The 18,024-nt window shown below is 64.0% G+C and carries 20 protein-coding genes; 1 reads left to right on the plus strand and 19 read right to left on the minus strand.

What is annotated here, in order from left to right; genetic code table 11:
- Nucleotides 1-4 precede the first annotated feature (4 nt).
- The 19 genes from QF045_RS05090 to QF045_RS05180 are packed head-to-tail and all read right to left on the minus strand — an operon-like array spanning nucleotide 5 to nucleotide 16,910.
- Nucleotides 5-1,231 carry a beta-ketoacyl-ACP synthase gene (locus tag QF045_RS05090; RefSeq protein WP_306491300.1) on the minus strand — a complete coding sequence of 409 codons (1,227 nt, stop codon included), beginning with the start codon at nucleotides 1,229-1,231 and terminating at the stop codon, nucleotides 5-7.
- Nucleotides 1,231-1,959 (minus strand): 3-oxoacyl-ACP reductase FabG, encoded by a 729-nt coding sequence (gene fabG, locus QF045_RS05095; protein ID WP_306491301.1) that lies wholly within the window; start codon nucleotides 1,957-1,959, stop codon nucleotides 1,231-1,233. The genes QF045_RS05090 and fabG overlap by 1 nt, the downstream gene beginning before the upstream one ends.
- Complete coding sequence (locus tag QF045_RS05100; protein ID WP_306491302.1) at nucleotides 1,956-2,417, minus strand: hotdog family protein; 462 nt, start codon at nucleotides 2,415-2,417, stop codon at nucleotides 1,956-1,958. Before QF045_RS05100 ends, fabG begins: the two co-directional genes overlap by 4 nt.
- Nucleotides 2,414-3,580, minus strand: a complete 1,167-nt coding sequence (locus tag QF045_RS05105; protein WP_306491303.1) for a beta-ketoacyl-[acyl-carrier-protein] synthase family protein — start codon at nucleotides 3,578-3,580, stop codon at nucleotides 2,414-2,416. Before QF045_RS05105 ends, QF045_RS05100 begins: the two co-directional genes overlap by 4 nt.
- On the minus strand, nucleotides 3,577-4,059 hold the full coding sequence (locus tag QF045_RS05110; protein ID WP_306491304.1) for a hypothetical protein: 483 nt from the start codon (nucleotides 4,057-4,059) through the stop codon (nucleotides 3,577-3,579). Before QF045_RS05110 ends, QF045_RS05105 begins: the two co-directional genes overlap by 4 nt.
- Entirely contained in the window at nucleotides 4,056-4,790 is a 735-nt protein-coding gene (locus QF045_RS05115) for a class I SAM-dependent methyltransferase (protein ID WP_306491305.1), read from the minus strand. Before QF045_RS05115 ends, QF045_RS05110 begins: the two co-directional genes overlap by 4 nt.
- The gene (locus QF045_RS05120; RefSeq protein WP_306491306.1) at nucleotides 4,787-6,034 is read right to left on the minus strand and encodes an NAD(P)/FAD-dependent oxidoreductase; all 1,248 of its coding nucleotides are present in this window, start codon (nucleotides 6,032-6,034) and stop codon (nucleotides 4,787-4,789) included. The genes QF045_RS05115 and QF045_RS05120 overlap by 4 nt, the downstream gene beginning before the upstream one ends.
- A gap of 33 nt (nucleotides 6,035-6,067) precedes the next feature.
- Nucleotides 6,068-8,398 carry an MMPL family transporter gene (locus QF045_RS05125; protein ID WP_306491307.1) on the minus strand — a complete coding sequence of 777 codons (2,331 nt, stop codon included), beginning with the start codon at nucleotides 8,396-8,398 and terminating at the stop codon, nucleotides 6,068-6,070.
- Complete coding sequence (locus QF045_RS05130; protein ID WP_306491308.1) at nucleotides 8,370-9,053, minus strand: outer membrane lipoprotein carrier protein LolA; 684 nt, start codon at nucleotides 9,051-9,053, stop codon at nucleotides 8,370-8,372. The genes QF045_RS05125 and QF045_RS05130 overlap by 29 nt, the downstream gene beginning before the upstream one ends.
- Nucleotides 9,050-9,475, minus strand: a complete 426-nt coding sequence (locus tag QF045_RS05135; protein ID WP_306491309.1) for a thioesterase family protein — start codon at nucleotides 9,473-9,475, stop codon at nucleotides 9,050-9,052. The genes QF045_RS05130 and QF045_RS05135 overlap by 4 nt, the downstream gene beginning before the upstream one ends.
- The gene (hutH, locus tag QF045_RS05140; protein WP_306491310.1) at nucleotides 9,468-11,009 is read right to left on the minus strand and encodes a histidine ammonia-lyase; all 1,542 of its coding nucleotides are present in this window, start codon (nucleotides 11,007-11,009) and stop codon (nucleotides 9,468-9,470) included. Before hutH ends, QF045_RS05135 begins: the two co-directional genes overlap by 8 nt.
- Nucleotides 10,993-11,928 carry a glycosyl transferase gene (locus QF045_RS05145; RefSeq protein WP_306491311.1) on the minus strand — a complete coding sequence of 312 codons (936 nt, stop codon included), beginning with the start codon at nucleotides 11,926-11,928 and terminating at the stop codon, nucleotides 10,993-10,995. Before QF045_RS05145 ends, hutH begins: the two co-directional genes overlap by 17 nt.
- Complete coding sequence (locus QF045_RS05150; RefSeq protein WP_306491312.1) at nucleotides 11,925-12,659, minus strand: glycosyltransferase family 2 protein; 735 nt, start codon at nucleotides 12,657-12,659, stop codon at nucleotides 11,925-11,927. The genes QF045_RS05145 and QF045_RS05150 overlap by 4 nt, the downstream gene beginning before the upstream one ends.
- Nucleotides 12,660-12,682: 23 nt before the next feature.
- The gene (locus QF045_RS05155) at nucleotides 12,683-14,353 is read right to left on the minus strand and encodes an acyl-CoA synthetase family protein (RefSeq protein WP_306491313.1); all 1,671 of its coding nucleotides are present in this window, start codon (nucleotides 14,351-14,353) and stop codon (nucleotides 12,683-12,685) included.
- Nucleotides 14,350-14,895, minus strand: a complete 546-nt coding sequence (locus QF045_RS05160) for a hypothetical protein (protein ID WP_306491314.1) — start codon at nucleotides 14,893-14,895, stop codon at nucleotides 14,350-14,352. The genes QF045_RS05155 and QF045_RS05160 overlap by 4 nt, the downstream gene beginning before the upstream one ends.
- Entirely contained in the window at nucleotides 14,892-15,146 is a 255-nt protein-coding gene (locus QF045_RS05165) for an acyl carrier protein (RefSeq protein ID WP_003209389.1), read from the minus strand. Before QF045_RS05165 ends, QF045_RS05160 begins: the two co-directional genes overlap by 4 nt.
- A 9-nt stretch (nucleotides 15,147-15,155) precedes the next feature.
- Nucleotides 15,156-15,425, minus strand: coding sequence for a phosphopantetheine-binding protein (locus QF045_RS05170; RefSeq protein WP_306491315.1), 270 nt, complete (start codon nucleotides 15,423-15,425; stop codon nucleotides 15,156-15,158).
- Nucleotides 15,403-16,215 carry a 1-acyl-sn-glycerol-3-phosphate acyltransferase gene (locus QF045_RS05175; protein ID WP_306491316.1) on the minus strand — a complete coding sequence of 271 codons (813 nt, stop codon included), beginning with the start codon at nucleotides 16,213-16,215 and terminating at the stop codon, nucleotides 15,403-15,405. The genes QF045_RS05170 and QF045_RS05175 overlap by 23 nt, the downstream gene beginning before the upstream one ends.
- Complete coding sequence (locus tag QF045_RS05180) at nucleotides 16,191-16,910, minus strand: beta-ketoacyl synthase chain length factor (protein WP_306491317.1); 720 nt, start codon at nucleotides 16,908-16,910, stop codon at nucleotides 16,191-16,193. Before QF045_RS05180 ends, QF045_RS05175 begins: the two co-directional genes overlap by 25 nt.
- A 315-nt stretch (nucleotides 16,911-17,225) precedes the next feature.
- Here QF045_RS05180 and QF045_RS05185 point away from each other — a divergent pair, with 315 nt between their 5' ends.
- Nucleotides 17,226-17,996, plus strand: a complete 771-nt coding sequence (locus tag QF045_RS05185; RefSeq protein ID WP_306491318.1) for a ParA family protein — start codon at nucleotides 17,226-17,228, stop codon at nucleotides 17,994-17,996.
- Nucleotides 17,997-18,024 lie beyond the last annotated feature (28 nt).

Raw genomic sequence — 18,024 nt, forward strand, 5'->3', positions numbered from 1 at the left:
AAAGTCAGGACCAGCGGCGGAAAATCAGCGAGGTGTTGACGCCGCCAAAGGCAAAATTGTTGTTCATCACGTAGTCGTGGTGCATCTCGCGAAAGCCACCTTGCAGGTAATCCAGCTCGCCGCATTGCGGGTCGACGGCGTCCAGGTTGAAGGTGTGCACGTACTGGTCGCGGTTCATCATCTCGATGCTGAACCACGATTCCAGCGCCCCGCACGCGCCCAGGGTGTGGCCCAGGAAACTCTTCTGCGAACTGATGGGCATGCGGCTGCCGAACAGGCTGCTGGTGGCCAGGGTTTCAGCGATGTCGCCCTGGTCGGTGGCGGTGCCGTGGCCGTTCACGTAGCCGATGGCGGATGGCTCAAGCCCGGCATCTTCCAGGGCCAGTTCCATGGCGCGGCGCATGGTTTTCTGTTCCGGGCGAGTGGTGTGCTGGCCGTCGGCATTGCTGCCAAAGCCGACCAGTTCGGCATGAATATGCGCACCCCGTGCCAGTGCGTGTTCCAGCTCTTCCAGCACCAGCATGCCGCCGCCTTCACCGATCACCAACCCATCGCGACCGCTGTCATAAGGGCGTGGGCTGGTTTGGGGGGCGTCGTTTTTCAGACTGGTGGCGTAGAGCGCGTCGAACACCATCGCCTCGGTGGGGCACAGCTCTTCGGCGCCACCGGCGAGCATCAAGGGCAGGCGGCCGAACTTGATCGCCTCATAGGCATAGCCGATGCCCTGGCTACCGCTGGTGCACGCGCTGGAGGTGGGGATCAAACGGCCGGTCAGGCCGAAGAAGATGCTGATATTCGCCGCGGTGGTGTGCGGCATCATGCGCACATAAGAGTTGGCGTTGAGCCCTTCGGCCACCGAGTTCAGCAGCATATTGCCGAACGCCTTGATCTCATCGGTGCTGCCGGTGGACGAGCCGCACGCCACACCCATGCGCCCGTCTTTGATCGACGCGTCACCGAGCAAGCCGGCGTCCTGCAACGCCTGCTCCGCAGCCCACACCGCCAGGCGCGAGACGCGGCCCATGCTGCGCAACTGCTTGCGCGTCCAGTGCGCCGGTACGACAAAATCGTCAATCGGCCCGGCCAGGCGCGTGTTCAATTCGGTGAAACGGTCCCACTCGTCCATGCGCCGGATGCCGCTGCGGTTGGCGCGAAAATTGGCCGCGATGGTGTCCCAGTCGCTGCCCAGGGAGGTCATGCCGGCCATGCCGGTGACAACAACGCGCTTCATCAGCACAGGCCCCCGTTCACGGCCAACACCTGGCGCGTGATATAGCCGGCCTCGGCCGACATCAGGAAGTTCACGGCGCCTGCCACTTCTTCAGGCGTGCCCATGCGCTGTGCCGGGATCATTTTCATCAGTTCCTGCACCGGTACGTTTTCGTCGAGCATGGCGGTATCGATCAAGCCCGGTGCCACACAGTTGACGGTGATCTTGCGCTTGCCCAGCTCGATGGCCAGTGCCTTGGCTGCGCCGATCAGGCCCGCCTTGGACGCGCTGTAATTGACCTGCCCACGGTTGCCGATCAGCCCGGAGACCGAGGTGATGCACACGATGCGCCCGGCGGCGCGACGACGGATCATCGGCATCATCACCGGGTGCAGCACGTTGTAGAAACCGTCGAGGTTGGTGCGCATCACCACGTCCCAGTCCTCTTCGGACAGGGCCGGAAAGGCGCCGTCGCGGGTCAGGCCGGCATTGAGCACCACACCGTAATAAGCGCCATGCTGCTCAACGTCGGCTTCCAGGATCTGCTTGCACGCCGCGCGATCGGCTACGTCGAATTGCAGCACCCGCGCCTGGCGGCCCAGCGCTTGAATCTGGGCCTGTACCGCGCAGGCTTCGGCGCGACCACTGCGGCAATGCAGCACGATGTCATGCCCGGCCTGGGCCAGGCGCAGGGCAATGGCGCGGCCGATGCCACGGCTGGAGCCGGTGACCAGTACGGATTCAGTCATGGCGTTTCGTCCTTCGATTCATCTAAATAGTTGGCCGCCTGGGGCGGTCGAAATACGTTCAAGCGTGCGCTGGCCTGGATCCCGTCGCCGGTGAGGTGGCATTCGAACACCCCCATGCCGTTGTCGTCTTCCAGGGAGCGCAGGCCGTGGATGTTCAGTTCGGCGCCTGCGGGAAAATGCTCCACGTTGCACTCGAATTTACGCGTGCCCAACAGGAAGCCCAGTTCCACCGCCCGGCCTTGCTGGCGCGCGCGGCAACCGGCGTAGGCGGCGACGCTTTGCGCCATCAACTCGATACCGACCCAGGCCGGCAGGCTGCCGTCAGCCCGGTTGAACAGGCCGCCGGGCTTGACGGTGAGGCGGGTGTGCACGCGCTCTTCATCGAACGACAGCACCTGGTCGATCAGAATCATGTCGCCCGCGTGGGGCAGCAGTTCGGCGAGTGGCCAATCGGTCATGGGGCCTCTCCAATAATCAGGCTGACGTTGTTGCCGCCGAAGGCAAACGAGTTGCTCATCAGGCAGGGTGTTTTCAAGGTGTCGCCCGTGCGTGCCCACTGCAACGCGGGCAGCGCCGGGTCCGCTTGGCCGTCCCACACGTGGGGCGGGACCAGGCCGTGGGTCAGGCTCAACCAGCAGAACGCCGCTTCCAATGCGCCCGCCGCGCCGAGGGTGTGGCCGCTCATCGGCTTGGTCGACGAACAGGCCACGCCGCCCGGAAACAGGCTGTCGACGGCCAGGCTCTCCATGGCGTCGTTGTGTTGGGTGGCGGTGCCGTGCAGGTTCAGGTAACCGATCTGTTCGGGCGTAAGTTTTGCGCAGGCCAAGGCCTTGCGCATCGCCTGCAACGCCCCTTTGCCGGTGGGCTCGGGCGCGGAGATATGGTGCGCGTCGCAACTGGCGCCGCTGCCCAGCAGGGCGACCGGTGCTGCCTCGCGGCTCATCACGAACAGCACCGCCGCTTCGCCGATATTGATACCGTTGCGGTTCACCGAGAACGGATTGCAGCGCTCGGCAGACACCGCTTCCAGTGCGGTAAACCCGTTGAGCGTCAGCCTGCACAAGCTGTCGACACCACCGCAGATCACCGCATCGCACACGCCCAGGTCGAGCAGGCGCTGGGCACTCATCAAGGCGCGGGCGCTGGAGGTGCAGGCGGTGGAGATCACATAGGCCGGGCCGCTCAATTGCAGCCAGTCGGCGAGGAAATTCGCCGGGGCGCTGAGTTCCTGCTGCTGGTAGTCGTAGTCGCCGGGAAACGCATTGTCGCGCAGGTAGTGGGCGATGCCGCGACTGGCTTCGTCGATGCCCGAAGTGCTGGTGCCCAGCACCACGCCCACCCGTGAGCCACCGTAGGTGTGGATTGCCTGGCGGATTTGCGCTTCGATCTGCAACGCGGCTTCCAACAGCAGCTGGTTATTGCGGCTGCTCTGCGGCCCCAGTTGCGCGGGAATGGCCGCCAGCTCGCCGCGCACAGCCGCCACCGGCACCACACGCTCAGGCACCCAGCCGCTCTCGGCACGCATGCCGGAGCAGTCACCGGCAAACAGGCTGCGGCTGACCTCGGCCTGGCCGCGGCCCAGAGCGCAGATCACACCGAGGGCATTGAGGTAGGCCGTCATTTGCCGACCCCCAGCGGGGTAATGCGATAGCTCAACGGTTGGCCCGCCATGTTCACGCTGAACACCTCTGAGGACTGATAGACGATTTGCCAATGACCCGGCAGCGTTCGCGTGAGGTCCATGGCTTGGGCCGAAGGATACAGCGCGCGCACGTCATCCGCCGAGGTCAGGGCAAAGAGCAGCGCGGCGAACAATTCCCGCGCCTGGGGATTGGGCGGCAGCAAGCCATCGGCCTGCCACTGCCCGTCGATCAGCTTCTGCCGGGCCTGGGGAATGCCCAGCGGGTCCATCATCGACCAGCGAAGCGCCGCCCCTTCACGCTGGATCACCAGCAGCCAGTCCTGGCTGCGGTCGCCCTCCAGGCGCTGCACATGCAATTGCATCGGCAAGGCCAGGGCCGGGATTTTTTCCGGCAGCGGCGTCTGGCTGGCGCATGCGCCGAGCAACAACAGGCAACCGATCAACAACCAGCGCATCATAAGCTCGCGCTCTCCAGCGGCTTGCGCGCCACGCAGTTGACCAGGGTTTCCTCACGCTGGCCCACCGGTGGCGCCTGGCGCAGGCCCCAGCGTTCGAGCAGGCCAAAATCGCTGGAACGGCTCCACCACAAATAGGGGTACGAGACGTTCCCCGCGCCGAATTCAAAGCCTTGCTCGCGCAGCATGTCCAAATACTCCTCAGCGCTTTTCTGCACGTGCATCGGGTGACGGAACAGCCAGCGAATCACCCAGGTATCGATATAGGCCTCAGTGGATTCGGCAAACAGCAAATAGCCGCCCGGCTTGAGCACCCGATAGAACTCCTTGAGGGAGCGGTGTTGCTCGACCAAGTGGTGAAAGGTCTGGTGGCAAAACACGATATCGACGCTGGCGTCGGCGACGTCGAGGGTGGCGCAGTCACTGGCGATCAACTCCACGTCCAGGCTCTGGCGAGCGGCTTCTTCGCGGCTCAGCGCCAGGCTGTGGGGGTCGGCATCCAGGCCGATCAGGCGCGAGGGTGCAAAGACCTGCTGCAGCAACTTGAACGACTTTCCCTGGCCGCAACCGGCGTCGAGCAATACCGGCGCGGCCGGCAGCGGTTCGCTGAACAGGCTGCGCAGGTCGTTGATCGCCACGCGCAATACATGGTGCTGCCAGGTGTGGCTGCGCAGGAACCAGAAGCCGAATCGGGTTTCCTCGACGTAGTTTTTACTCAGGTATTGGCCGCTCATGCCGTCTCACTCGCACAGATTTGCGACAACATCCGCAGGCGCCGCTTGGGCTCGCTGACAAACGGGTTGCGTTCGTCCCAGGCGTAACCGGCCAGAATCGAGCTGATCATGCGGCGAATCTCCGGCGAACTGCCTGCGTGGAAAATCACATCCTGGAAGGTGCCGGCATACCAGCCCTCCACGTAGCAACGGAAGGTGTCGACACCGCGCTTCAGCGGTTCGGCAAACTCGGTTTGCCAGTCCACCGTTTCGCCCTGCAGTTGGCGATGCAGCAAGCCTGCGGCCATGCTCGCCGAACGCATGGCGATGGTCACGCCGGAAGAGAACACCGGGTCGAGAAATTCCGCCGCGTTGCCCAGCAGCGCAAAACCAGGGCCGTGCAGGGTTTTGACGTTGGCCGCATAGCCGCCGATGCTGCGCGCCGGAGTGTCCCACACAGCATGTTGCAGCACGCCGGACAGGCTTGGGGTTTGCTCGATAAAGCCGCGCAGGCAGGCGTCGAGGTCGCCGTCCTGGCCGTCAAAATGTTCCTGGGCCGCGACCACGCCCACCGAGCAGCGGCCGTTGCTGAACGGGATGGTCCAGAACCAGATGTCGCGCTTCTCGGGATGGGTCGTCACCAGAATCTTGGTGCGGTCAAAGCCTGGGTGTTCGATGCCGTCTTCGACGTGGGTGAACACGGCCTTGCGCAGCGGGAAATTCGACGGCGCTTCAAGGTCCAGCAGGCGCGACAGCACGCGGCCGTAGCCACTGGCATCCAGCACGAACTTGGCCTTGAGGTGGTACTCGCTGCCGTTCTGGCGGCGTACGTGCAGGTAGCGACACTCGCCGGAAAAGTCCACGCCGACGATGCTTTCGCCGTAGCGGATTTCCACACCCTGCAACGCTGCCTGATCCGCCAGCAGCTTGTCGAACTCGGCGCGCTGCACCTGGAAGGTCGTCGGCTTGCCGTTGCTGAACGTGTCACCGAAATCGAACGCACTGTAGCGCTCGCCCCAGGCGAACGCGGCGCCGGTTTTCAGTTGAAAGCCGGCAGCCTGCACGGCCTCGAGCATGCCGGCTTCTTCGATAAAGTCGATGCAGTGCGACAGCAGGCTTTCGCCAATCGAGAAACGCGGAAAATGCTCGCGCTCGATAATCAATACATCATGCCCTTTGCGTTTGAGCAGCGCGGCCGCGATGGCGCCGGATGGGCCGGCACCGATCACCACCACCTGGCGACGTTCCATTTCAACTGTGGGCACGAAGGCTCCTTGCCACTTTGGCGATATTCACATTCATAAGGCGTGTTTCTGTTGCCCGGCCCAAGGCGCCAGCATAAAGCTGAAGGCCAGGCCGAGGCTGACCGACAGGCCGAAATTGCTCACCGCCGGGGTACTGGAAACGGCCAGCAGGCCGAATGACAACCAAGTCGTCAGCGCGGCCAGTAAGGTTCCCAGCAGGCTGACGGCGGCACCGCCAATCTGCTCGCGCATCAGGATCGCATAATCGACGCTGATCGCCGTGACCAGCAGCAGGCCGAACAGGCTGAACAGCGTCAGCGGCTGGCCCAGCCAACCGAGGCTGGCGAGGCTGCACAGCGCCGCCAACAACGGCAGCGCGACGATGCGCACGGCGCCGGTGAAGCCGAAGGGCAGTATCAACAGGACCACAATCAAAACACAGGACAGCAGCTTCAATTCGGCGGCGCTGATTTGGGTGTCGGCAAACACGCGGTTCAGGTCACCCAGGCGATCCACCAGTTGCACGCCCGGCAAATCCAACGCCTGCACCCGCAGCAACGCCGGGTGGTTCAAGCCTTGCAGGCTGACCATCGCCGCCACGCCGCCGTCTACCGGGCCCAGCCACAACGTGCGCCACGGCTCGGCCAGGGGGCCTTTGAGCGCGGCGTCGATGTCTTCGGTGGGCAGCGCCTGCAGCTGCGCGACTTCAGCTTGCAGCGCGCTGGCGGGAACGCCGAGGTCCAGCAGCGGTTGCCAGTGTTGCGCGAGGGTATTGAGCGCATCGCGCAGTTGCTGCTGCTCGGCGGGCAGGTTGACCAGTTGATTCAACGCCAGGTAACCCTGCAGCTTGTCCATGTTCACCAGTTGATCCAGGCGTTGACCCAGAGCAGCCTGGCGTTCCAGTAGCTGCTGCTGAGTGTCGGCACGCACCAGGAAGAACTGACTGGTGGGTTGGAACCCGGTAATGCGCGCCACGGCCTGGGCTTCTTGCAGCAACTGCGGCGGCGCGCCGATCCATTGGCGAATATCGTTTTTACTGTTCAGTTGCCACAGGCCGCCGGCGCAGAACACCAGCACGCCCACCAGCAGCAACGCGCCTGGCACGCGCTTGATCAATGCCGCTCGCCACTGCCACAAGCGTTCGGCGATGCGCAGCGGCCATTGCGCAGGGCGCAGTTCGACACCGCTGAGCAGCGCCGGCAGCAGGCACACGGCCGACAGATACGCGCCGACCAGCCCGGCGGCGGAGAACACCGCGATTTGCGTCAGCGCCGGGAACGGTGTCCAGGCCAACGCCAGATAGCCGATGCAACTGGTGGCCAGGCTCAGGCTCAGCCCCGGCAGGGTCAGGCGCAATGCCGGCCAACTGCGCCACGGTTGCAGGCTCCAGCTTTTCGACAGGTAGTGCAGCGGGTAGTCCACCGCCACGCCGATCAGGCTCGAGCCCAGCACCAGGGTCATCACATGCATATGGCCAAACAGCGCCACGCAGGCCACTGCGCCAAACAGCATGCCGACGATGACCGGCACGAACGCCAGCAGCACCCGCCAGCGCCGGAACGCCAGCAGCAGTAACAGCAGGATGCCCACGGTGGCGCCGCCGCCGACCCAGGTGATTTCTCGGGTGGCTTGCTGCTGCCCGCTGGCCGCGTAGAGCAAGCCGCTGGCGGCGAGCACTTGCACACCTTGCCTGCCGGCCTCGGTGCGGCTGGCCTGGAGCAAATCCGCCACTTGCAGCGGCAGCTTCATGTCGAAGGCATTGCCGGTGGTGCGCGCCCGCAGGAGCACCCAGCTTTTGCCGTCGGCATCGGCAATCAACGCGCCGCTGCCGATATCCAGCTGTACCGCACCGTGTTGCGGCTGGCTGTTCTGGATGCGCCCGGTCAGGCCCAGCCAGTCGTCCTGGCTCGGCACCAGACTGAAGCCGGTGAAGGGGTCGAACAGTGACTGCACACGCTGCTGGATGAAGGCGTCAGGCTGCTGGATCAACTGCTCGCGGTCCTTGGCCGAGAGCATCGCCAGTCGACCGCGCAGCAGTTGCTCGCGCAGCGCCGGCAAGTCGGCTTGCAGGTTCCATTGCACCTTTTCAAACAGGCCGCTGGCTTGCCATTGCTCGGCCAGTTGCTGCGCCACAGTCAGCGCTTGCTGGCGGTCGGCATGCCCCACCAGCACCAGCATTTCGCGGTTCAGCGGTTCCTGCATGCGCTGCTCGGCTTGCAACTCCAGAGCGTCCGGCGTACTGCCGGGCACCAGCTCCATCAGGTTGGCCGACAGTGGCGCACCGTCGCGCCACTGCCAGCCGGCCAGGGCCAGCACCGCCACCAGCAGGATCAGGAACAGGCGCGGCAGCAGGCGCTCACTGGGCAAAGTCGTGTTGCTCCGCATCGCTCAGTGGCTGGTCGGCGGTGCTGTCCTGCATGCGCAGTACCGTGCTGTCGCCCTGGGTTTCCAGCAGCTCGATGGCGTTCACCAGTGCGCCGCCGTCGATATTTATCTGGGTGAACACTTGCTTGAGCAACAGCGAACGCGGGATCAGTGTGAGCTTCCATTGTTGAGCCTCGCCTTGCAGTTGCAGCTCGAAGTCGCGCTGCAAACCGCTGCTGTCGCCCCCAAGCACGGCGAGGAACAGACGATTCTGCTCGGTACCGGCGCTCTTGGTGGGCAGTAATTGCCAACCGTTGGCGTCACGCCGAGCGATGCCCTGGGCGCTGATGCGGTAGTCCTGCTGCAGCGGGGTTTTGAGCAGCCACAGCAAACCGTGGTCCTTGGCGAGCACGAAGCTGCCTTTGCTGACCAGTGGCTGGGGCAGGGCGCGTAGGTGTTTTTCCTGGGTGAAGTGGCCGTGGATCACGCTGGGTTTGGCGAGCTGCTCGCTGAGCTGTTGCAGGTCGAAGGCGTGGGCGCTGAAGCTCAGCAACGCGGCGGCCACTGTAGGAGCGAGCTTGCTCGCGAAAAACCTGAGGGCGCTGCGGGGCGTCAGGTGGCCCGCGTTATCGTTGGCGATCTTCGCGAGCAAGCTCGCTCCTACAGGGGGGGTCATTTCAGGGCCCTTTCTACGGCGTCGGTGAAGACTTTGGGGGAGGCCAATTGCATCTCGCGGCTGGCGATTTCTACCGCCACTTGCACGGTGCTGGCGCGGGTCAGGCGTTCGCCGCTGGCCAGGTCGGTGATCAGGTAGTTGACCTTCAAACGGTTCTCCCATTCCACCAGGCTGGCGCGTACGTTGATCGTTTGGCCGAACGTGGCGCCGCGCACATAGCGCAACTGCATGTCGATCACCGGCCAGGCGTAGCCGGCTTCGAGCATCGCTGTGTAGTTGTGGCCGATTTTGTCCAGCAGCGCGCAGCGCGCCACTTCCAGGTACTTCACGTAATGCCCGTGCCACACCACGTTCATGGTGTCGACATCGAAAAACGGCACGAGGATGTGCGTGTCGCAGTGCAGCACGCCGGGGCTACGCATGCAGCCTCCAGTGTTGCTCGGCAATGCGTTGCAGGCACAGGCGCAGTTCGCCTTCCAACGCGCGGTCTTCAATGACCGGCGCAAAGTCCTTGGCCAGCTCTTCATGCATCGCCGCCAGCGCTGGCGGCAACGGCCGGGCATCCTCGGCCTGGGCACGCAGCCACACGCCCTGGTGGGCCGCGAGCAAGGTGGCGGCGGCCACCTGTTCGGTCAGCTCCAGCACGCGCACAGCGTCGCGGGCGGCGATGGTGCCCATGCTCACTTTGTCCTGGTTATGGCATTCGGTAGAGCGCGAAAACACGCTGGCCGGCATGGTGTTTTTCAGCGCTTCGGCAGTCCAGGCGCTGGTGCCGATCTGCACGGCCTTGAAGCCGTGGTTGAGCATGGCGCGGTCGGCCGGCGCGCCCGACAGGTTGCTCGGCAGGCCGTGGTTGTAGCGCACGTCCACCAGCAGCGCCAGTTGGCGGTCGAGCAGGTCGGCGACGTTGGCCACCAGCGTCTTGAGGCTGTCCATGGCAAAGGCAATGTGCCCGCCGTAGAAGTGCCCGCCGTGCAGCACGCGTTCGGCTTCGGCGTCGATGATCGGGTTGTCGTTGGCGCTGTTCAGCTCGATCTCGATAAACGAGCGCAGCCAGTTCAGGCTGTCGGCCAGTACGCCGAGCACATGGGGCGCGCAGCGCAGCGAATAGCGGTCCTGCAGGCGGTGCAGCGGGGCCGTCGGTGCATCAATGGCCAGGTCTTGGCGCAACCAGGCGGCGACTTGCATCTGCCCTGGATGGGGCTTGGCGGCGAACAGGCGCTCGTCGAAGTGTTCCGGGTTGCCTTGCAGCGCCACCACATTCAGCGCGGTAATACGCGTGGCCAGGTGCAGCAGGTAATCGGCGCGGGCGAAGGCCAGGCACGCGATGCCGGTCATCACCGCCGTGCCGTTCATCAACGCCAGGGCTTCCTTGGGCCGCAGCACCAACGGTTCCCAGCCCAGTTCGCGATGAACGTCGGCGGCTTGGCGGCGTTCGCCACGAAACAGCACTTCACGCTCGCCGGACAAGGTCGCCGCGACGTAGGACAGCGGCGTCAGATCGCCGCTGGCGCCTACCGAGCCTTCTTCCGGGATCAGCGGCAGCACGTCGTGTTCAAGGAAACCCTGCAGGCGCTCCAGCAGTTCCACGCGTACCCCGGACACGCCATGGCACAGCGACTGCAAGCGCGCCGCCAGCACGGCGCGGGTGGCCTGGGCGTCGAGCAACTTGCCCAGCCCGCAGCCGTGGAAAGTGTACAGATGACGCGGCAGCGCTTCGACATGGTGCAAGGGCACCGCGACCACGCACGAGTCGCCGTAGCCGGTGGTCACGCCGTAGATCACGCCTTCCTTGTCCAGCAGCGAGTCAAGGAACTGCGCGCCCTTGGCGATGCGCTGGCGATACGTGGCATCGTCCTGCAAGCGGGTGGGCACCTGACGGTTGGCCAGGGCCAGTACGTCTTCGATGCGCAGGGGGCGTTCGCCAAAGGTGATCGGCTCAAGAGACGTGGTCATCGGTCTTCCAGAAAGGGTAAAAGTTGAACCATTGTTGAGGCGCTTGCAGGCAGAACTGGCCCAGGCGCGCGGCGTAGCGGGCGGTCCACAGCGCAATGACCTGCTCGCGGGTGCTGCGCTTCCATTCGATCAATTGCGCGAAGGGCTCGATGGTCAGGTGATAGCGGCCCTGGTGCTTGAGGCACATCAGCAAGTTGACCGGGCATTTGAGCAAGCCGGCCAGCAGCCATGGGCCTTGGGGAAACGCAGCCTCATGCCCGAGGAAATCGACGCGCACCGTACGCCCGCCGTGCAGCGGGATGCGGTCGCCGGCAATCGCCAGCCATTCGCCATCGTCCAGGCGCTGGCTGAGCAGCAGCATGGTGGCCGGGTCCAGCTCGCTGACTTGGATCAGGCGCAAGTGGGTCGCCCCCGCTTCGCCCAGCAGTCGATTGAAACGCTCGGCATGCTTGGTGTGCACCAGCACGTTCATGGTGACTTGCTCGCCGATCTCCGCCAGCGCGCGGCACACTTCCAGGTTGCCCAGGTGCGCGCCCACCAGCATCTGCCCGCGCTCGCCACGCAGTTGGCCGCGCAGTTGCGCCGGGTCGTTGATTTCGATCTGCTCCAGGCGCAGCTTGCCGTTCCACACGTCCAGTTTGTCGAGCAGTGAGTCGGCGAACGCCATGAACTGGCCAAAGACCTTTCTGTGGGTTGGCAGCAAGTCGTCGCGCGCGCTCCACTGCGCCAGGCGCTGCTGGTATTGCCAGGCACTCTGGCGCGCGGTGCGGCCAAACAGGAAAAAGTAAAACACGATGCTGTACAGCAGCGGGCTTAGCAGGCGGCGGCCAAGCACTTTGGCCGCGACTGCGGTGAATTTCATCAGCCAGAAGCTGCCGCGTTCCTCGCGGTCGGCCCAGTGTTTGCCGCTGTCGCTCATGCCTGCCACCGACGCCACAGGATAGCCGGCGCGCGCACCAGCATGCCGAAGAACAGTCGCGTGTGCATGGCGCTGATGCGCACGTTGTCGCGGAACAAGCGAAAGTGCGACAGGCCGTCGGCCGGGTAATGCACCTGGGTGGGCAGCCAGCGCATGGGCTGGTTGCGCCAGGCCAGGCGCACAAGAATGTCTGAGTCGAAATCCATGTGCGTGCCGATGTAGGCCGAGTCCATCAGCGCCAGCGTGGGGGCCAGCGGGTACACGCGAAAGCCGCACATCGAGTCGCGAATCTGCAACGACAGCGTGTTGATCCACACCCACACGTGGGTCAGGTAGCGTGCGTAGAGGCGACCCTTGGGCACGCTGTCGTCGTATTCGGGGTAGCCGCAGATGATGGCGTCGGGGTGCCGGCGGGAGGTGTCGATAAAGGTCTCGACTTCGCGCAGGTCGTGTTGGCCATCGGCATCGACCTGCAGGGCATGGGTGTAACCCAGTCGCGCAGCTTCGCGAAAGCCGGCCATGGCCGCGCCGCCCTTGCCCTGGTTGCTCGGCAGGGTCAGCAGGGTAACGTTGTCCAACAGCGCCAATTGCGCCAACACCGCTGCGCAGGCCGCGCTGCTGCCGTCGTCCACCAACAGGCACGGCAGGCCGCTGTTCAGCAGGCTGCGGACCACGGCGGGCACGGCGGCTTCATGGTTGTAGACCGGGATCAGGGCGCAGGGGTTATGCATGATGAGCGTCTCGCCACAGAAGACTATTCATTCGGCGCCTCCAGCACGATTCGGCCGCTGGAGCACGCGGCGTTGCCATTGCGGTAGGCGAAATACAACTTGCCGCGTTCCTGGTCGAAGCGCAGGTGCAGTTCGATACGGTCACCGGGGCGCACCAGTTGCTGGAACTTGAGCACTTCCATACCGGCGAATGTCGGCGGCAGGTCCAGCAGCTGCTGGCCCAGGTTGAAGGCCCATTCCACCTGCACCACCCCCGGCAGTACTGGCGTTACCGGGAAGTGCCCGCTGAAATAGGCCAGGTCCGGCGCAATGCTCAGTTGCAACGTCCATTCGCCGTCGGTTTCGACCTGCTCCAGCACCTCCGGCGCCTTGGGCCGCGGCGCCAGCAACAGGGCCTCGATATCGGCCTGGGGCAGCTTGCCCTGGCTGTTGAGCGGCAGTTGGCGCAGCAAGCGCCAGCGGCGGGGCAGGGCCAGGGCTTCGCAATGCTGGCTCAGGTGCTCGCGCAGGGTTTGGGTCAGCGTGCGCCGGCCCTGGTTGCGCAGCGCATGCAACCCTGCCGCGCTCAGCACCACCAGGGCACCGAGCGAGGCGCGGTTTTCCTGCACCACGCCCAGGCGCGTTTCGGCGACCCAGGGGTGGGTCATCAACGCCTGTTCGAGCATCGGCAGGGAGATGCGTTTTTCTTCCAGCTTGACGATGCGGTCCAGGCGGCCAAGCAGTTCGAAGCGGCCATCGGCATGGATGCGCGCGGCATCGGCGGTCTGTTCGACATGCCCGTCGGGCAGGTACGGCGAGGCAATTCGCAGGGCGCCGTCGGCATCCTGGCTCAGTTGCACATCGGCAAACGGCTGCCAGGGCTGGGCCCCCTGGCGCCAGGCGATACCGCCGGTTTCCGAGCTGCCAAGAATCTCCGTCGGCCATTGCTGCAAGCGGTCATAGAGGCTGCCGGCGGCCTCGACAGGCAAGGCGCCACCGGAGGAAAACACCCGTGCCACCTGGCTCAGTGCCGGCCAGTCGAGGTTATCGCCCATGCGCTTGAGCAGTGCCGGGCTGGCCACCCAGGCAAATTGCGCATGCTCGCGACTGGCGCGCTGCATGTCCTCGGGAAAGGCCAGTTGCCTGCGTACGAAGGTACGACCGGCGCACAGCGGCCACAGCACGCGAAACAGCAGCCCGTAGATATGTTGGGTGGCGACGCTGCCGATGATGCAGGCGTCCTTCAGGTCGACGCCCCACAGCGCTTCCAGCGCCTGGACCTCATTGGCCAGCTGGCGCAGGGACTTGTCGATCCGCTTGGGTTCGCCGCTGGAGCCGGAGGTGCACAGGCTCAGTTGGCAGCTATCCAGGTCGAGTGCGGCGGGGCTCAAGGGCGCCTGATACAGGGCCTCCAGTTCCGACGCTTGCGTCAGCCAGGCATCGACAGCGTCGGCCCAGCGTTGACGGGTCTGGGGCTGCAGGTCGGCGGGCAGTAGCACGCTGACTCCGGCACGCCAGGCGCCGAGCAAGGCAATCGCCAGTACGCCCGCGTCTTCCAGGTGCACCGCCAGGCGCTGTATGCCACGCGCTTGCAGGCCTGCCGCCAGGCGCAGCGATTGCTCCACCAGTTGTGCATGATTCAGCGCCGGCTCAGTCGTGACCTGGCGGTGTTCCTGCGGCTCGAGCAGCAGATGCTCAAGTTTCAAACCTTTCATATGCGGCCTCGAACCCTTTGTCGTACCAGCCATTCCACGGCAAACAACAGCCCCATCAGCCCGTAGGCGATCAAGCCGTTGTACAACGTCCACCAGCTCAATGGCGCCCATAAGGTGAGGGCGGCAGCGAGCAGGCCATTACACAGAAAAAACACACTCCACACGACGGTGACCTGGCGGGTGTACACAATCGCCTGCGGCGGCAACTGCGCCTCGCTCATGCGCGCCAGGCGCTCGACCATCGGCGGCCCGTAGATAAGGCTCAGGCCGAACAGTGCCAGCATGAACGCGCTGACCAGGCTGGGGTACCAACGCAACCACTGTGGGTTGTCGAACCAGGCCAGCGCCAGGCAGAACACGATCACCACCAGCGCCATCCAGCGGCTGCCGGGGCGTCGCGCAGCGGTGAACGCGCGCAGCAGCCACAGGCTGCCCAGCAGCAGGCCGAATTGCCAGGGCGCAAAATGCTCGGTGCCGTAATACACCGCAAAGGGGTACAGCAGCCCCGCCAGCAACAGACCAAGGCCGATCAGCCGGCTCATGCGGCGGGTTGGACCAGACGGTACACCGCCTCAACCACGTCATTCACGGTGCGAACTGCCTTGAATTCTTCAGCGGCGATCTTCTTGCCGGTCTGACGCTTGATATGGTCGATCAGGTCCACGGCATCGATGCTGTCGATTTCCAGGTCCTGGTACAGGTTGGCATCAAGGGTGACGCGTTCAGGTTCCAGTTCAAACAGTTCCACCAAGGCGTCGCGCAGGGTGTTGAAAATATCGTCACGAGTTTGCATGGTCCGGTCTCAAGCTGCCTGTCTGGCCGTGACGAATGCCGCAAGGCTGGCCACGTTGGTGAAATGATTGCGCGTGTCCTTGGCGTCGGCGTCGATCTTGATGCCGTACGTTTTCTGAATGGCCAGGCCCAGCTCCAGGGCATCGACCGAGTCCAGGCCCAGGCCTTCGCCGAACAGGGTCTGGTCGCTGCCGATGTCGTCGACGCTGATGTCCTCCAGGCCCAGGGCCTCGATGATCAGCATCTTTATGTCGTGCTCAAGGCGGTGTTGGTCGCTCATCTTCGGCGAGCTCCTTAATGAAATAGTGATGCAGGTAATCGTTGAGCTTGCGTGACGCCTGGGGGGCGGGGCCCTGTGCGGCAAACACGTGTGGTTCTATATCGGCACCTACGCGCAAACTGAAGTGGAATCGGCATTTGGGTATGCGATACCAGGGCTCGGCCTTGGTCAGGGTGGTGGGGCTGACCTTGATCACCACCGGGGTGATGATTGTCGCACCGCGCAACGCAATGGCCGCGCCGCCGCGATGAAAGGCAGGTGCCGCGCCGGGTGTGGTGCGGGTGCCTTCGGGAAAGATGATCAGGGTCTGGCCGGCGCGCAGCGCATCGGCGGCCGCATCCAGCATGTCGGCGCTGCCGTCGTTGCTGATGTAACCCGCGTCGCGCACTGGGCCACGGGTGAACGGATTTTGAAACAGGCTCTGCTTGACCACGCAATTGGTCTGGCGCATCAGGCCGATCAGGAACACCACGTCGATCAGCGACGGATGGTTGGCGACGATCATCTGGCCAGGGCGGCCGAGCTTTTGCTCACCCTCGACGCTGTAGGTGAGGATGCCCAGAAATTTCATCAGCCGAATAAAAAACCAGAACAGGCAACTGATGGTGTGACGCGCACGTCGTTGATGTTGCCCGGCGTCGCCCGGCAGGCAACTGAGCAGCGGGAATACCAGCAAACGCAGGCACAGCCCGCCGACACCGAACACAAAGAAGCTGGTGGCCGTGGCGAACAGGCGCCAGTAATAGGCCTGCCGTGGTTTGTCGGTCAGGGCTTGCGTCGCCAGTTCCATACTCGGTTCTTCCAGGCATGTTGGCAGGCACCCTGTTCGGTCAACAAGGTGCGCAGCAGGTTCAGGGCGTGGGGCCACTGGGTTGGAGTGAGTTGGACAGTGCCGCTGTTTAGTTCCAGCTGCCACTCGTCGCCCGGTGTGAGCAAAAGGCCGAGGGCGTAGGGGAAGGGCACGTCAGCGATCCAGTTGGCATACGCCTGGGGCGGTTGTTCTTCGGTGATCACCAGCAATACGGCTGGAGCGCCTTCGTTGAGCAGCGCGGCGGCTTCGAGCAGGCCATGTTCGAGGCCATCACCGGCGGCGGCGAGGGCCGTCATTTCGCTGGTTTCATTGCGCAGGATCGACCACAGGCCAATCACCGCGTTATGCACTGACAGGCTGAACTGGGTCGGCGACAGCGGTTGCTCGTTGGCCAGGTCGCTGAGGATGTCGAGGGTGCGCGGGGTTTCGCCGTGGCGGGAGATAAACACCAGTGGCAGCGCTTCAAGGCCCTCGGCCAGCGGCCAGCCCACGCTGAACGCCATGCGCGCCAGACGGCTCAAGCGTCGGCGCTGCATGGCTGGCAGAAATGACACATCCGGGGATGCGTCGCTGACGGGCAGCAACACCGGGTCCCGACACCAGGCGTGCCAGTCGTGCGCGCTCTCCAGGCCAGGAGCCCAGGCGCGCCATTGGGCGATGTTGAAGTTGATCACTGAGAAGTTATCCCGCCCCTGCGGGCTTCCGTGTGCGGCCGATGGCCCCGGATTCCGGGACAGAGGGCAATGGCCGAATGGCGCGCATTATCCCGGTGCCGCTGGGTTCTAGCAAACATTGGTAAAAATTTGTTCACGGGCGATCACAAATTAGTTGGACGAATTTACAGATTGTGCGCGCTAGAGGGCTGGACCGGATTGTCGGAGCGTTCCCATTCATTTGTGGGCCAGACACCGCCGATGGATGAACGAGGTAGCTAACCGGCGCTTTTGCGCTCTACACTCGGTCATTCATTGATACACGGAGGTTTTTCCATGCGGCGCGTGGTGTTCAATCAGAAAGGCGGCGTGGGCAAGTCCAGCATCGCCTGCAACCTGGCGGCGGTCAGCGCCAGCGAAGGCTATCGAACCCTGTTGGTGGACCTCGATGCACAGGCCAACTCCACCCAGTACCTCACCGGGCTGACCGGCGACGATATTCCCATGGGAATCGCCGATTTTTTCAAGCAAACCCTGTCTTCCGGGCCGTTTTCGAAGAAGAACAAGGTGGATATCTACGAGACGCCGTTCGACAACCTGCACGTCATCACCGCCACGCAGGAACTGGCGGACCTGCAGCCCAAGCTTGAGGCCAAGCACAAGATCAACAAGCTGCGAAAGCTGTTGGATGAGTTGAGCGAGGATTACGACCGGATTTACCTGGATACGCCGCCGGCCCTGAATTTCTATGCGGTTTCCGCGCTGATTGCCGCTGATCGCGTGCTGATTCCCTTCGACTGCGACAGCTTCTCGCGCCAGGCCCTGTATGGCCTGTTGGCCGAAATCGAAGAATTGAAGGATGACCATAACGAAGGCCTGGAAGTGGAAGGTATCGTGGTCAACCAGTTCCAGGCCCGGGCGAGCCTGCCGCAGCAGATCCTGGATGAATTGATTGCCGAAGGCTTGCCGGTATTGCCGGTGTACCTGGCCAGCTCCGTGCGCATGCGCGAGTCGCACCAGGAGAGCAAGCCGCTGATCCATCTGGACCCACGGCATAAGCTGACGCTGCAGTTTGTGGAACTGCATAACCTGCTGGAAAGTGCCTGACCTCAAGCACTGCACAGATCCAATGTGG

The organism is Pseudomonas sp. W4I3, from assembly GCF_030816195.1.
Lineage (GTDB): Bacteria > Pseudomonadota > Gammaproteobacteria > Pseudomonadales > Pseudomonadaceae > Aquipseudomonas.